Annotated in this window: 14 protein-coding genes; all 14 read right to left on the bottom strand. The window is 62.4% G+C overall.

What is annotated here, in order from left to right:
* Positions 1–332: 332 nt before the first annotated feature.
* The 14 genes from ONB52_20050 to ONB52_19985 all read right to left on the bottom strand — a co-directional run bounded on the left by ONB52_20050 (position 333) and on the right by ONB52_19985 (position 14159).
* On the bottom strand, positions 333–890 hold the full coding sequence (locus tag ONB52_20050) for an SET domain-containing protein-lysine N-methyltransferase (protein MDZ7418426.1): 558 nt from the start codon (positions 888–890) through the stop codon (positions 333–335).
* A 271-nt stretch (positions 891–1161) separates the two neighbouring features.
* On the bottom strand, positions 1162–2178 hold the full coding sequence (locus tag ONB52_20045) for a hypothetical protein (GenBank protein MDZ7418425.1): 1017 nt from the start codon (positions 2176–2178) through the stop codon (positions 1162–1164).
* Between the two features lie 59 nt (positions 2179–2237).
* Positions 2238–2951: an SDR family NAD(P)-dependent oxidoreductase gene (locus ONB52_20040; protein MDZ7418424.1), complete on the bottom strand. Its 714-nt coding sequence runs from the start codon at positions 2949–2951 to the stop codon at positions 2238–2240.
* Between the two features lie 27 nt (positions 2952–2978).
* Complete coding sequence (locus ONB52_20035) at positions 2979–3962, bottom strand: ROK family protein (protein MDZ7418423.1); 984 nt, start codon at positions 3960–3962, stop codon at positions 2979–2981.
* Between the two features lie 239 nt (positions 3963–4201).
* Complete coding sequence (locus tag ONB52_20030; protein ID MDZ7418422.1) at positions 4202–6349, bottom strand: hydantoinase; 2148 nt, start codon at positions 6347–6349, stop codon at positions 4202–4204.
* Between the two features lie 22 nt (positions 6350–6371).
* On the bottom strand, positions 6372–6785 hold the full coding sequence (gene mce, locus ONB52_20025) for a methylmalonyl-CoA epimerase (protein MDZ7418421.1): 414 nt from the start codon (positions 6783–6785) through the stop codon (positions 6372–6374).
* Positions 6786–6884: 99 nt separating this feature from the next.
* Positions 6885–7673 carry a bifunctional demethylmenaquinone methyltransferase/2-methoxy-6-polyprenyl-1,4-benzoquinol methylase UbiE gene (gene ubiE / locus ONB52_20020; GenBank protein MDZ7418420.1) on the bottom strand — a complete coding sequence of 263 codons (789 nt, stop codon included), beginning with the start codon at positions 7671–7673 and terminating at the stop codon, positions 6885–6887.
* 178 nt (positions 7674–7851) lie between these two features.
* Positions 7852–9096 carry an MlaD family protein gene (locus tag ONB52_20015; GenBank protein ID MDZ7418419.1) on the bottom strand — a complete coding sequence of 415 codons (1245 nt, stop codon included), beginning with the start codon at positions 9094–9096 and terminating at the stop codon, positions 7852–7854.
* A 7-nt stretch (positions 9097–9103) separates the two neighbouring features.
* A complete protein-coding gene (locus ONB52_20010; protein ID MDZ7418418.1) occupies positions 9104–9835 on the bottom strand; it encodes an ABC transporter ATP-binding protein in 732 nt (243 codons plus the stop codon).
* Positions 9836–9869: 34 nt separating this feature from the next.
* Entirely contained in the window at positions 9870–10619 is a 750-nt protein-coding gene (locus ONB52_20005; GenBank protein ID MDZ7418417.1) for an ABC transporter permease, read from the bottom strand.
* 126 nt (positions 10620–10745) lie between these two features.
* Positions 10746–11573, bottom strand: coding sequence for an anti-sigma factor (locus tag ONB52_20000; protein MDZ7418416.1), 828 nt, complete (start codon positions 11571–11573; stop codon positions 10746–10748).
* A 205-nt stretch (positions 11574–11778) separates the two neighbouring features.
* Positions 11779–12411, bottom strand: a complete 633-nt coding sequence (locus tag ONB52_19995; protein ID MDZ7418415.1) for a cupin domain-containing protein — start codon at positions 12409–12411, stop codon at positions 11779–11781.
* A gap of 33 nt (positions 12412–12444) precedes the next feature.
* Positions 12445–13062: a sigma-70 family RNA polymerase sigma factor gene (locus tag ONB52_19990; protein MDZ7418414.1), complete on the bottom strand. Its 618-nt coding sequence runs from the start codon at positions 13060–13062 to the stop codon at positions 12445–12447.
* Between the two features lie 863 nt (positions 13063–13925).
* Positions 13926–14159 carry a hypothetical protein gene (locus ONB52_19985; GenBank protein MDZ7418413.1) on the bottom strand — a complete coding sequence of 78 codons (234 nt, stop codon included), beginning with the start codon at positions 14157–14159 and terminating at the stop codon, positions 13926–13928.
* Between the last annotated feature and the right edge of the window lie 17 nt (positions 14160–14176).

Genomic DNA, 14176 nt, shown 5'->3' with positions numbered 1-14176 from the left:
GGACCGCGACGACAACACGATCATGCCTCTGAACATGACGCCCTTCTCTCTTCCCAGCCGCCGTTGTCTGCTGGCGGGGAAGGCATCGAGAGGCTGGAAGAGAGAGGGCGTCCTTGCGAAATTTGCCGGCAGCCGGCGGCGAGGCGGAGGAAACGCGCAACGGCGCATGGACACCCCGCAATTACCGGCCGCAAACGATCGGCTGAGAGGCACAATTTTTCCCGAGAGCCTGTCCCCGCTGCGCGACCTGCCATCAGGATGAAAGCCTGGCGCAGGCGTCTGGTCTGCAAGCGGGCTGGAGGCCGGCGCGGCCGAGTTTTCAGCGAAGGGGATTACTTCATGCCGGCAACTTTTGCCTTGTGCGCTGCGGCACGATGGGCCGCGATGCTGCGCAGCACATGCTGCATCATGTGGTTGCCGTACATTTCCTGCAATTCCGGCAATAAATGATCGGTGCCGCGAATGATGCCGCGGCAATTGGCGGCGCCGCAGCCGCAGACCAGCAGGAAGCTTTCTTCGATCTCGCTGGTGGCATAGTCATAGGTGATCTCCTCTCCGGGCATGATGTCGCGGCGCGCGGTCATGGTGTTGTCATCGACAAACCAGGTGTTGGGATCGCAACTGTGGTTGGTGAAGTCGGCCGGATCCTGCGGCACCGTGTCACGCGGGCCGTAATAGACGCCGGCATCGATTTGATAGGCATATTTGAGAAAATTGCGCTGTTTCTCCTCCGGCCAGGTTTCGATCTCCTGGCGGGTCACGATAAAACGCCGCGCTTGTTCCTCGGCAGTTTCCCACCATACCATCTCGCCCTCTGCAATGAATTCCCTGGCGAAAATGCCCAGGCCTTGAATGCCACTTTGCTTCAACTCCACCTTCGAATTCAACATTGCGATTCCTTCCTCCTTGAATGAGTGAGGTGCATTTTTTTTGCCCCGCTGCCGCAGGGCGGGAATGAGAGCAACGGCACAACCGAAATGATGGTCCTCAACACAACCGGCGTTGGGCAAGCGGGTGGTCGGTTGCTGCGGAAAAGCCGGACATCACGCGCTCACCTCCTGCAAAGATTCCATAAAAATTGACCACAGGGCCCGGCCTTGCACGAGATTCTTCTGCGCGACACAGCGGCGCGTCCCCCTGCGCTCATCGCGGGAACCGTGCCTAGGGCCTGGCCCAACCGGCCTCCCCCAGCATCAAATCGCGCACCGTCGCACCCTCGAGTCCGAAGCTTTGCCAGGTTTGGCCGCCGTCCGTGCTGCGAAACACGCCCTGGTCATGGGTGCCGACGAAGAGCAGTTGTTGTTCCGGCAGTGGCAAAATGCAGAACACCGTGCCCAACCGCTGGCTGCCGGCAAGCGGTTCCCACAATTCTCCCGGCGAGGAGGCACGATAGAGACCCTGGGCGAACAGTCCGGCATAGATTGGTTCATTGGCACCGCCGCCGGCAAGCGCATAGACCGAGCTGCTGTCGTCATCCATGTCGACTTTGGCGAAGGTTTTGGCGCCGTCAAAACTTTCATACAGGCCGTGATTTTCCGTGCCAACCCAGAAGATGCCGGGCCACGATTGCTTCTCGCGCAACAGGGCGCGCACCGCGATGCCTTCGAGCGCGAGCAGCCGCCAATCCTGGCCGCCATTGAGCGATTCATACAAGCCGGCTTCCGTGCCGGCAAACCACCGGCCGGGTTGTTGCGGATCCGCCAGCAAGCAACTGACGAATGTACTCGCCAAGCCGCGATTGCGGGCCTGCCATCCCCTGCCCTCGTCCGTTGATACGAAGATGCCATTGGCGGTCGCGGCATAAATCGTACGGGGTGCCAGCGGATCAACGGCGACATCGAGCACTTCCGTCAATTGCCAATCCGTCAGCAGGCGCCAGCCGGTGGGATTGGTGAAAGGTCGCAGAATGCCGTCTGATCCCGCCACGAGCAGTTTGGGGGAGCCACCGGCAGGCGACTGGCTGAGGCAGCGCAGCGGCATATCCGGCCAGGTGAGCGGCTGCCATTGCGGTCCCTGCAGCGGGGTTGCCAGCAAGCCCGTCGCTGCCGCGGCGCCATTTTCCGCACTGTTGATGTTCTTTGCCACGGCGGCAAACAGGCGTTGGGAATGTTGGGCCAGGCCGCTGCCGGGGAAAAGCGGCAGCCCGGCGAGCAGGGCGATGCAGCAAGCGTGCTTCATGGCAGTGTGTCCTTTCGAAATGATCTTGCAAAATCCTTTTGAGAGAGATGGCGACGGGTTCAGGGATTCGAGGGGCGCAGGTCGATCTCGCTGAGCATCGCGCGCGGCGGCAGTTTCAGCGCGCCCACCACGGCCTCGGCGACATCTTCCGGCAGGAGGATGTCGCGCGATGCCGGTCGCGGGGTGGCGCGGCCGGCGCCAAATTCGGTTTCCACCGAGCCCGGGCAAATCGTGAGCACATGCAGCCCGTGCCGGCGTTCCTCCAGCATCAGGCATTGGCTGAAGGCGCGCAAACCCCACTTGGTGGCGGTGTAGCCGCTGCCGTTGGCGAAAGTGTTCTTGCCGGCGAGCGAGGCCACATTCACCACAAAGCTCCCGCCGGCCCGCCGCAAATGCGGCAGGGCCGCGCGCGTGGCCAGAAAAACCGCGCGCAGATTGACGGCAAACATCTCATCCCATTCGGCAGTGGTCAACTCCGCCACCGGTTTCAGATAGCCCAAGCCGGCGTTGTTGACCAGGATCTCGATGCGGCCAAAGCGTTCGACCGCGGTTTGGATCATCTGATCGATTTCCTTCTGCTCCCGCAGGTCCGCGCGCACCGAGGCGACTTCGACCCCCTGCTGACGTGCTTGTTCGGCCACTTGCGCGAGCAGCGGCTCCTGACGCGCGGTGAGCAGCAGATGTGTCCCCTCGCGTGCCAGCCGCAACGCCAGCGCACGGCCGATGCCGCGGCTGGCACCGGTGACGATGGCCACTTTGCCGGTCAAATTCATGGCGACACTCCCTTTGTTGAAGAATAATCAGCCGAATCTCTCCCTGGCCAGGAGCATGGCGCCCAGGCATTCGGGATGTTCCCGAATCATGCCCGGCACCAGTTGCACTGCGGCGGCACAGGCCGGCAGCATGCGCCGGCTGGCATCACGGGCAAGCTGCTGAAAGAATTCGCTGCGCAAATAAAGCGGTGCGCCGGTGATGACGACTTTTTGCGGATTGAGCAGATTCACCGCGCTGGCGATGCCGGTGCCGAGATCAAAAGTCACGTCATCCAGCACGGCAACTGCGATCGCGTGCTGCTTCTGGCTGAGCGCAAACACCGCCTCCGCCGATTCCGGCATCTCGTCATCTTCCAGCTCGAGCTCCGCGGCTTCCGCGGCGGCGTAGAAACGGTCCAGGATGGCATCGGTTGCAACGCTCGCCTCCAGGCAACCGAGATGGCCACAGGAGCAGGGCAAATCACTGTTGCCGGTCGCGAGGTGGCCGAGGTTGCCGAAGCAGCCCCGGGCACCGCGCACAAATTCGCCGTTGCGCCAGTAGGCGGCTTGGACTTCGGTGTCGATCTTCACGATCAGAACGTCGTTTGCGCCGCGCGCCGCGCCGACTTTCAATTCCGCCACCGCCGTCGCAATGACGTCGGACTCCACCACCACGGGCAGGCCGAGCTCGTGCGCGAGCCAGGCCCTCACGTCCATGCCCTGCCACATGGCCTGAGGCGCGGTGGGGAGCGTCAGACTGCCGGTGGTGGGATGGACATGTGCCGGCACCGCCAAACCGGCGGCAAGCAAAGGGCTGGCAAGGTCGGCCGCAATCATCTGCGTCTTTTCCAGAACCTGCCGCAGGGCCTGCAGAAATTCTGCGGCGCTGTCGGTCTTGTCCAGGGGAATCCCGAGGTCACTCAGTAAAATTTGAAAGCCGTCACCCAAGCCGGCTTGCAGAGAGGCACTTTGCAGGTGGAGGGCGAGGTAAAGCGGTGCCGATGACGCCGCCTCCGTGCGTGTCAGGATCATAAGCCGAATCGCAAAAAGTTGGTCATTCGAAGAACCGCGCGGACGCCTGCCCCCTCCGGCAGCCCGCTCGGCAAGGGAATGCTGCAAACAAAGTGGATTCGAATCATTCGTGCCCGGGCAGTGGCTTTCTTCTCATGGCGGAACATTTCTGCCGAACCGAAAAAAGGTGTTGACGGACAGGTTGCCTCACCATCGGTATTTTTGCGCGGGCACGGTGCCCGGCGCGTCACGTCATCGCCTCAATTCTTCAGATCCGCGACCAGCAGCACCGGCGAATCCGCGCGGGTTTGCTCCAGCTCATGGGTGCCGAGGGAAAGGATTTGGTTGATACTGACCAGCCCGGAAAAATCCACCAGGCGCGGCCCGATTGCCAGGTATATGCCCGGCAGCCAGGCGCCACTGTCGCCATAGTGCGTGCATTTCTCCAGAAATTCCTGCAGGCGCTGGCGGCCCTCACCGGCGGTCATTTCCCTGATTTCGGCGTGCTCGAACGTGAGACGCACGACACCGTGCTGATCGACAATCACCATGGGCTGGCGCCGGCTTTTGAGCAGCCCAAAGAAGCGGGGGACGGTTTTGACCGCGGAATAGACGGTGAAAAAATCGGTATGTGCCAACATTTGAACGCTCGCCAGCTCGGCATCCAGTGCGTCGGCGGCCACGCTCGCCCGTTGGTGGGCGGGGACCGGCCGGCGGATTCTTTCCAGCAGGCGGGCGTCGGTGGCGCCGGTGGCGATCGCGCGCACAAGATGGTGCTGCGCGTCGACTTCGATTTTGATGTCGACACTTTCCGCCGAGGCCCCGCGGGCGAGCACGACGCGTTCCGCCTCCTGGCGTAGATTGATCAGATCTTCTTCGGTGGGATTCACCAGGCTGCGCTCGATGGTTTCACGAATCATTGCAAGCGCCACGCCGATGGCGGAAAAGAGCGCACTGTTCAACACCACCGTGAACGGGAGATTGAGCAGCCTGGCGGTGTAGGGCACCACGGTGGCAGCGGCGCCGCCGGCACCCACCAGCCTCAGGTTCTCGCGCGGCAACTCATAGTGGCTCAGCAGGCTGCGCACGGCTTCGGCGATTTTGCGACAGCCGGCCTGCATCACGGCCTCCGCGATCTGCTCTGGCGCCTGATCGAGCAGCCGCCCGAGCTTGGCATAGCTCATCCCGACATTTTTTTGACCGCCGCGGGCATAATCGTAATCCGGAACACATCCCAGAAGATTGGCGGCGCCGGTAAGCGTGAGCGCGATTTTTTTCTCCTGGTGTTGCAGGAAGACGTAATCACCGGGGTCGCCGCTGCGGGGCGGAGCAAGCGTGGGTTCGGCCTCGTGAATATCGCTAGTCTCGCTGAAGGCTTCGTAAGGCATGCGGGCGAGATGTGCGCTGCGCGGGCCGACGTCGTGAACGCGGCCCTGCTGAATGCGAATCATGCTGCCGCCGGCCACCGCCACGCTGTGAATATCGAACGCCTTAATGGAGAGCTGGTGCGGCCCGAGGCGCGCGGTGTGCACCGCCACCTGGCCGCGGTGAATCAGGCTGATGTTTGTACTGGTGCCGCCGACTTCCAGAAAAATGCCCTCGGTGAGCGAAGCATACATCAGGGCGCCGGCGATACCGGCCGCCGGGCCGGAAAGCAGTGTCAACAACGGCCGCTCACGCATGCTCTTCACATCCATCACGCCGCCGTCCGAACGCATGATCATCAAGGGGGCTTGAATGCCGGCTTCCTCCAGGCTGCGCTCCATCATTTCCAGGGTGGCGAGCATCACTGGTAAAATACTGGCAGTGAGCACGGCTGTGCGCGTGCGCAGGCGCAGGCCGTACAACTGGGAGATTTGCTGGGTGGCCGTGGCCGGCAGGCCCAGTTCGCGGGCACAGTCCAGCACTTGCAATTCGTAGCGGGGGTTTTCAACGGAAAAAGCCTCGGCGGCGACAATTGCCTGCGCGCCCTCGGCCTGCAGCTCGTGGAGGGTTTGCCGAATCACGGCGGTGGAAAAATTCCGGCGCGTGTCGAGAAAGCGGTAGCATGTGGGCAGCTTTTTGCCGGGGGCCAGCTCGAGGTCTTTGATGTTGGTCTCGCGCCGCACCCGCCGCGTCTTCAAGCCGGTGCCCATGCCGATGATGCCCACCTTGGCCACGTCGCCTTCCAGCAGGGCGTTGCTGGCCAGGGTGGTGCTGTAAGCCACCAGAATGATCTCTGCCGGATCGATCTCGCCCTTGCGCAGGAGTCTGCGCAAGACGGTGACCATGCCATGTGCCACACCGCTGTTGGCGTGATGGGTGGTGGGTGTCTTGGTGTGCGCGATGATGCTGAAACTCGCGGTATCGAGGGCCACGGCGTTGATGAACGTTCCGCCGACGTCTATGCCGATGCGGATACGCCTCATGATTTGTGCTCACCCGGCATGGTCAGGACCCGGCTTGCTTGTGCTCCACCAGTTCGATCAACACGCCCGCGGCGCTGCGCGGATGGAGAAAGGCCACGCGGCTGCCGCCGGCACCCGCCGTGCCGGCACCCGCCACCACTTCCATGCCGCCGGCCTGCACGCGCGCCAGTGCCGCCGCCAGATCATCCACCCGGAAGCACAGGTGATGCAACCCCTCGCCGCGTTTGTCGAGAAATTTGGCAATGGCCGATTCCGGCGAGGTGGCGGCGAGCAGTTCGACGCGCGAGGCGCCCACGTTGAACATGGCCACTTTCACCTGCTGCGTGGGGACTTCCTCCAGGTGCGCCGGCGGCGCCGCCATCAACAGGGTGTAGCGCTTGATGGCCTCGTCCAAATCGCGCACCGCGATGCCAATGTGATCGATCTTTTCCAACACGGACAACAATCTCCTGTCGCTTGAAAGTGGGGCGAAAATATCAAAGATAGTTTTGAATTGCAAGGCTTAACCTGCCACCGCCGTGGGCGTGCGGCCGGTTCACCCGCGCGCAGAGGTGACCGCCGGCCGCCGTGCGGCACTGGCGGCCGGCGGTCGTGCGGTGGTGCTTGCGCGAATTTTGGTGCCGGAATGAATGGAAATGCAGCCGAACATCAACGTTTCGAAACGGGCATGATGCAAACCGGCATCCTCCAGCCGCACGCGCAACTCCTCCGGCGTGATGAACACGGAAACGGAATGCGGCAGATAGCTGTAGGCTTCTTTTGCGCCGGAAATGAGCGCACCGAGACGCGGCACGATCGCACCAAAATACCAGGAGAAAAGGCTGCGAAACCAGCGGCTGCGCGGCCGCGTGATTTCCAGGCTGGCAACCTTGCCGCCCTGCTTGGTCACCCGCACCATCTCGCGCAAAAAAGCATCGAGATTGGCGACATTGCGCAGGGAAAAACCGGTGACCACCGCGTCGAAGGTGTCATCCGGGAAGGGCAGCTTCAGACCATCGGCAACGGCGAAATACAGCCGGCGGTTGCGGGCTTTGCGGCGGGCATGGCCCAGCATCGCGCGGCTGAAATCGGCGGCCACCACCTGGCGCGCGCCGGCGGCTTGTGCCACCAGTGCGATGTCGCCGGTGCCGGTGGCAATGTCCAACACCACGGCATTGGCGGAGATCCCGGCGCGGCGCACCAACCGCCGCCGCCAGGCCTGGTCCCGCCCGAACGTCATGATCCGGTTCATCAGATCATAACGCGGCGCGATGCGATCGAACATCTCGCGCACGTAGGAGGATTTTTGATTGGGGGTGTCGAAGCGAAAATCGCGAACGGGCATAGGGCAAGATCTGTGGCTGATGATTTCGTCATTGCCGCTGCTGCTCCAGGCACGCAGTGGCAGGCAGCGAAGATGGAGGACAATGCCATCGCGGCCTTGTCCCTGCACAATACAGCCGCGGGGCCGCTTTTGCGGAGGCGCCGCCGTCATCCGGCGGCGGGTGCAGACGAGGCGGCGGTCAAGGCTGGCGTGGTTGCGGCGGCGGCTCCTGCGGCTTCTGTTGTTCTGCCTGCGGTTCGGGCGGGCGCATTTTTTTCTCCAACTGTTCCACGAGCTGCAAACGCCGTTGCACTTGCTGGTGCAGCTCCTGCACCTGGCGAAACTGCAGGTTCAGGGTCTTTTCATATTCATTAAGGCGGGTTTCGCGCTCGGACAGCTCGCGCAGGCGGTCGGCATAATCCTTTTCGAATTCGGCGCGGTTCCAAAAGCCGCGGCGTTCGAAATAGCCTTTGAACAGCCAGTTGTGTTTGAGCGCCTCCATGTTTTCCGCGAAACTGAAGGCGCCGGCGCGGGCGAGACGGCTGAGTTCCATCAGCTCATCGTGCAACCGTGCGAGATTGCGCACCGAGCTGTCGAGTTCGGCGGCGAGGGTTTCATCGGAGATGATCCTGCCCAGCAGGCCGCGGCCGCGCCGCATGTCGTGCAACAGGGTTTGCAGGGAATCCCCGGTGGCGCTGACCGTGGCATGGGTGAGCTGGTAGAGATCATCCTTGTAAACCAGCGCGCCCAGCGTGCCCTGCCCGCGCTCCACGCGCTTGATCACGGAATCCACCGAGGCGGAAACTTTGGTGAGCAGATTGCCCAGCCGGCGGGTCTCGGCAAAGGCGGCGGCAAATGTCGAGTCGCTGCGCTCGGTCATCGAAATCAAATTTTGGTAGAATTCTTCATCGTAGACCAGCTTGCCGATGGTGCCTTCGCCGCTGCGAATTTTGGAGGTAATGCCGTCCAGGCTGGCAGTAACCAGCCGCATGTAGCGCGCGGTTTCATCGAAGCTGTGGAGAATGGCGGAGAGATCGATCGGGCTGCGGCTGCGGATGGAATCTTCGTCCGCGACGTGCGCCAGTTGCAGCGAGCCGCCCTTGATCGCGACGATTTTGTTGCCGACCAGGCCTTCGGTTTCGATGACGGCGTAGGCATCCCGGCGGATGAGATGCTGCGCCGCCTGATCCAGCCGCATGGTCACCAGCACTTTGCCGCCGGGCCGGGCCGGCAGGGCGATGGTTTCCACCACCCCGATGTCGATGCCGGAGAGGCGCACCGGCGAGCCTTCGCGCAGGCCGGCGACAGTTTCAAAGGGTGAGTGCAAATGAAAGGTTTGCTCGAAAATTTTCTTCTTCGTGCCCAGCAGAAACAGGCCCCACACCAGCAGGACAAGTCCGCCAAAAGAAAACAGCCCCAGCCAGAAGAGTTTGTTGCTTTTCATGTGAGTTTCACCCCATGCGGGCATGCGCGAAGTATTGTTTGACGAAGGGATGGGTGCTGTCACACAGCTCGTGGAACGTGCCGGTGGCAACAATGCGGCCGCCGTCGAGCACGGCAATCACATCCGCGGTGCGGCGGGCGCTTTCCAGGCTGTGCGTGATGGCAATCGACGTGACCCCGGTTTCCCGGTTCAGGCGAATCGCCAGTTCATCGATCTCGGCCGCAGTCATGGGATCCAGGCCGGTGATCGGCTCATCATACAGCACGATTTCCGGGGAGAGCACCAGCGCGCGCGCCAGGCCCACACGCTTCTGCATGCCGCCGGAAAGCTCGGCGGGATACTTGTTCCAGGCCTCCGCCATGCCGACAAAACGCAGCTTCTCCAAAATAATGCGCTGCCGTTCCGCCGCCGGCAGTGCCGACTGCCGGTCGAGATGAAAGGCCAGATTCTCAGCCACGGTCATGGAATCGTAAAGCGCGGCATGTTGGAAAACATAGCCCATGCGCCGGCGCAGGGCATTGAGCCTGGCCGGTGGCAGCCCCACGACTTCCTCGCCATCGATTGTGATGCTGCCCCGATCCGGCGCCAGCAGGCCCACCAGACATTTCAGCAGCACGCTTTTGCCACTGCCGCTGCGGCCGAGCACCACCAGCATCCGGCCGCGTTCGACCGTGAGCTGCACCCCGCGCAAGACCTGTTGCGTGCCAAAGGCTTTGTGTAAATCGGTGATGGTGATCATGTTGTTTCCGGCCGGTGACGGCGCGCCGGTCTTACTAGCCGAAAAAGATGATGGTGAGTTTTACCAGCACCACGTTGGCGACGATGATGGACAGGGAGGCGAGCACCACCGCCAGCATGGCGCTGCGCCCCACGCCGTGCGTGCCGCCGGAGGTGTGATATCCGAGAAAAGCGGCAATCGCGCCGATGAGAAAGCCGAACACCGCGGTTTTGGCGAGCGCCGGCAGCACCGTGCGAAAATCCAGGAAGCGGATGGCGGAATCGAAGTAAAGTGTGAGCGAGATGCCTCCCTCCACCCGCATGGCCAGGAACCCGCCGAAGAGCGCCAGGGCATTGGCATAGACCGTGAGCAACGGCAGCATGAGAGTTGTGGCCAGCATGCGTGTCACGACGAGATAGCGAAAAGGATCGAGTGCGGCGACTTCCATGGCATCGATCTGCTCGGTCACCCGCATCGCGCCCAGCTCCGCGCCGATGCCGGCGCCGACGCGGCCGGCCACCACCAGCGCCGTGATCATCGGGCCGATCTCACGCAGCACCGCCACCGCAATCATGCTGGGCAGCAGGCTGCGCCCGCCAAAGCGGGCCAGCGTGCTGCCGGTTTGCATCGCCAGCACCATGCCGATGGCCAGACCGGACACGCCCACCAGCAAAAGCGATTTGGCGCCGATTTCATACATCTGCCGCAGCGTTTCACGCCAGTCTTCCCGCGCGCGCCACAGGCAGGCGAAGAAGCGGCCGCAAAACAACACGAAGCGGGCGAGCTCTTCGAAAAGCACCTTCATCCAATCAGGAGGTCCGGGTTGACACGGCGGCGCAGGCGGTAGGACGAGCGGTGAGTCCACTGACACCATTGCGGCACATCACAGGGGCGGGCTTGCTTCACTTGCTTCATGAGTAAAGCGGACATTTCAAACTTTCCCGAACAGCAGCATTTGCGTGAGTGTGGGCGTAACGCTGCCGCCGCGCGGTTCGCGCGTCACGGCAAATGCCGTCAGTGTGGCACCGGTGGATGGCAGATTGCGAACCTCGAGCACGGCGTCACCGGATTGATCCACATTGAAAACGCCGCCATCCACCGGCCCGGCATTGCCGATATGCCAGAGCTGGTAATCATATTCTTGCGGGAGGGACGGCAGGTCGTGCGCCACGAAGTAGGCGCGTTGCGCCTCCGGATCAAACAGCACTGTGGCTTTGCCCGGTTGATTGGGCTGCGTGGGACTGAGGGTGACGAGCATGACCCGCGGCCGGTGCAGCGCCCGCGCCAGCTCATGATGCATTGCCAGTGCGAGCTGCAACTGTGCCAGTTCCGCTTCCTTTTGCCGAATCTCTTCGCGCAGGGTTGTGATTTCACGGTGCCAGGCCCGCCGTTGCAACAGCCAGGAGGTGACGCCTGCCGCGATCAGCAGAAGACCCGCGGCCAGCGCGAGCGTACGCCCGGCCGTGGTGGCAAACCAGCGCACCGGCAGGGCGCGAACGGTTGCACCGCCCGGCGTGGCCGCAAGCGGGGGCACCTCCCCGGCCGCGGCTTGCAACACCCGGTGCTTCAACTCTGGCGGGGGAGACTGCACTGGCAGGGCCAAAGGCAGCGCAGTGGCCAGTTGTTGCGCCCGTGCCAGCGCCTCTGCCGCCGCGACCTCACCGGCGGCGAGCCGCCGGTCAAATTCTGCGATCTCCTCCGGCTCCAAGGCGCCGAGCACGTAGGCATCGGCGAGAGCTTGTGTTTTTTCGTCAGACATGATCGCTTTTCTTTGAAGCGAGGTGAGCGGGTCATGCCTCCGATTGCTGGCCCGCCTGCCCGTCCTTCATCGCAAACTTCAGGCAGTTGCCCGGTCTTGCCCATGCAATCGCGGCTGCGACACTTTCACTCTGTACGAATAAAAGCACACCTTCAGTTTTTTGCTCAAACCAGTCGCGAGGCCGCCGGTGGCGGCAGGATCATGATCAGGGAAGCAGCTCGTCCTCCAGTGACGAGACAATGAACAACAGGCATCCGCCCTGCGTGCTTTGAATGCCATGCGTTGATCCGCCCTCGGCGCGCTGATAATCGCCGGCATGCAACACCGTATCCCCCACGTGCAGATCACCCTGCAGCACGTAGCACTCTTCGAAGCCCGCGTGGCGGTGGCCGGGATAAGAGGTGCCGGGCGCCATGCGCACCAGCATGGTGGCATAGCTGCGGCTTTGATCCACAAACAGTTTTTTGACTTCGACACCGGGGACGGCAGTGGCCTCCCACTTGCCCTCCTGCGCACGCTGCAAATAAAGCTCGGGCCGGCTCGCCGGCGCACTCCACTTCTTCCAAACCTGCACACCCGGCGGCGACGGCGGCGTGCCGCGGTCGCGGGCCGGAGTTGTGCCGGCAGCTTCTGCGGCAATCGCCGCCAGCACGTGCGCTTTGAGGGCGGCTGGTGGCGCCACCGGCTTCAGACTGTAAGCCAGGCCGGTGATGACCCGTGCCCATTCCGTCAGCGCAGCCGGGCTGCCGCTGAGCCGGTCTTGCACCGTCTTTTGTTCCGGCTCATCGAGGGCGCCCAGGGCATAGGCACCCAACATTTCATTCTGTTCCGTTGTCATATCATTGTTTCACGAGTCAAGCGATTTTTTTGGCTACTGGCCCGCCAGTCGTCCCGCTTGCTGGAGAGCTTCACGCAGTTTGAACATGGCCTGGCGCGTGCGGGTCTTCACTGTTCCCAGCGGTGTTTGGGTTTGTTCGGCAATTTCCGACTGGCTCAAGCCGCGGAAGTAGGCCAACTCAATAACCTCGCGCTGCTCCGCAGGCAGACGCTCCATCGCCTGCTGCAGCAGGCGGCCATCTTCGAGCGCGAGTGCCAGGTCCGCGGGGTTCTGCCCCGGCTCGATCAGCCGCTCGCCCACCGCCTCCAGCTCCACGTGGCGCGAGGCCAGGCGCATCCTGGCGCGATAGTGATCGATCGCGAGATTGCGGCACAGCACAATCAACCAGGTGCGCACACTGCCGCGCTTTTGTGAATACAATTCGGCCTTGCGCCAGGCGGTGAGAAAGGCCTCCTGCACCACATCCTGCGCCGGCGCCGCCCCCCCCAATATCCGAAGAGCCAGCGTGTAGAGCACGCCGGCATAGCGATCATACAACTCGGCAAGCGCCCACTGCTCACGCCCGGCCATCGCCTGGAGCAGCTCATCATCCGAGCGACCGCTGCCCGTCTGCCGTGCAGTTCCTGCGGCAGTTTGGAGATTTTGTTTCATGCGAAATTCCATCTATTTCACAGCGCGGCGGAATTGGCTCGTACAAAAACCCCGAAAAGTGCCGGAAGTTGCCATAAATCGCCCTCAAAAGCAAGGTCATTTTCCACAGGAAAGTAAGGCCTCCGTGACCTGCGGGGGCGTGGCGCAGATACTTTGTTTGCAGTCAGAGAGGCCTGCGCTGCTCCACACGTTACTTCCTGAATTTTGCATGCTGGCTTGCTGTTGTCCGGGAGAGATGACGTGTTCACAAAACTCCGCGAGCAGATCACTCCTGAAGGAGTTTCGGGAAATGCGATATGCCGCTTCACTAAAAACAGTTCACGCCTGCCGGAGTTGACAGCAACGTTGCCCGCAAAATTTTTTATGCACCACCCACTGGGTGGTTGGGCGTCGCAATCCAATCGGCGTTTCGAGCGCAGGGGATCAATCTAATTGCAAATTTCAGGTACTGAGGGATTCCACCACATCCACCATGAACCAGCCGGCATTGCTCGAGATCGAGAATCTGGAGATTCACTTTCGCCGCCGGGACGGTACCGGGTCAACCGTGGTTCATGATTTCACACTGGCGATCGCTTCGGGAGAGACGTTGGCACTAGTGGGAGAATCCGGCTGCGGCAAAAACACCCTGCTACGCTGTTTGTTCGGGCTGCTCCGGCCAACCACCGGCAGTATTCGTTTTCAAGGCCATGAGCTTGCCACACTGCGCGGCGCGGCCTTGCAAAACTTCCGGCAGCAGGCCCAGCTCGTTTTCCAGGATGCCGGCGCCGCGCTCAATCCGCTGCGGCGCATTCACAAATGCGGTCAGCGAACCCCTGCTCGCCCACGGCCTGCTCGCGCGCAGCTGCACGTCACCGTGCCCATCAACTGCTGGACATGGTGGAAATTCCATCGCGTGACCAGGAGGCGCTGCCGGCGCAGCTCAGCGCGGGCCAGCGCCATCGTGTGGTGCTGGCACGTGCGCTGGCACTCGTTCCCTGTTCCCGGCAGCCGATGAACCGCTTGCCTCCCTCGAGGTACTCATCCAAAGCCGCATGCTCGACCTGCTGCGCCGCCTGCGCGAGCAGCATCATCTGACCATGCTGATCGTCTTGCATGACGCCGCCCTGGTGCG

The organism is candidate division KSB1 bacterium, from assembly GCA_034506255.1.
Taxonomy (GTDB): Bacteria; Zhuqueibacterota; Zhuqueibacteria; order Zhuqueibacterales; family Zhuqueibacteraceae; genus Coneutiohabitans; species Coneutiohabitans thermophilus.
The sequence above is the reverse complement of the archived record's forward strand: the minus strand, read 5'-3'. Positions and strand labels throughout refer to the sequence as shown.

Coding starts and splice junctions, on each gene's coding strand:
- ONB52_20050 (MDZ7418426.1), bottom strand. CDS start 890: ATGTTGAATTCGAAGGTGGAGTTGAAGCAAAGTGGCATTCAAGGCCTG.
- ONB52_20045 (MDZ7418425.1), bottom strand. CDS start 2,178: ATGAAGCACGCTTGCTGCATCGCCCTGCTCGCCGGGCTGCCGCTTTTC.
- ONB52_20040 (MDZ7418424.1), bottom strand. CDS start 2,951: ATGAATTTGACCGGCAAAGTGGCCATCGTCACCGGTGCCAGCCGCGGC.
- ONB52_20035 (MDZ7418423.1), bottom strand. CDS start 3,962: ATGATCCTGACACGCACGGAGGCGGCGTCATCGGCACCGCTTTACCTC.
- ONB52_20030 (MDZ7418422.1), bottom strand. CDS start 6,349: ATGAGGCGTATCCGCATCGGCATAGACGTCGGCGGAACGTTCATCAAC.
- ubiE (MDZ7418420.1), bottom strand. CDS start 7,673: ATGCCCGTTCGCGATTTTCGCTTCGACACCCCCAATCAAAAATCCTCC.
- ONB52_20015 (MDZ7418419.1), bottom strand. CDS start 9,096: ATGAAAAGCAACAAACTCTTCTGGCTGGGGCTGTTTTCTTTTGGCGGA.
- ONB52_20010 (MDZ7418418.1), bottom strand. CDS start 9,835: ATGATCACCATCACCGATTTACACAAAGCCTTTGGCACGCAACAGGTC.
- ONB52_20005 (MDZ7418417.1), bottom strand. CDS start 10,619: ATGAAGGTGCTTTTCGAAGAGCTCGCCCGCTTCGTGTTGTTTTGCGGC.
- ONB52_20000 (MDZ7418416.1), bottom strand. CDS start 11,573: ATGTCTGACGAAAAAACACAAGCTCTCGCCGATGCCTACGTGCTCGGC.
- ONB52_19995 (MDZ7418415.1), bottom strand. CDS start 12,411: ATGACAACGGAACAGAATGAAATGTTGGGTGCCTATGCCCTGGGCGCC.
- ONB52_19990 (MDZ7418414.1), bottom strand. CDS start 13,062: ATGAAACAAAATCTCCAAACTGCCGCAGGAACTGCACGGCAGACGGGC.
- ONB52_19985 (MDZ7418413.1), bottom strand. CDS start 14,159: ATGCAAGACGATCAGCATGGTCAGATGATGCTGCTCGCGCAGGCGGCG.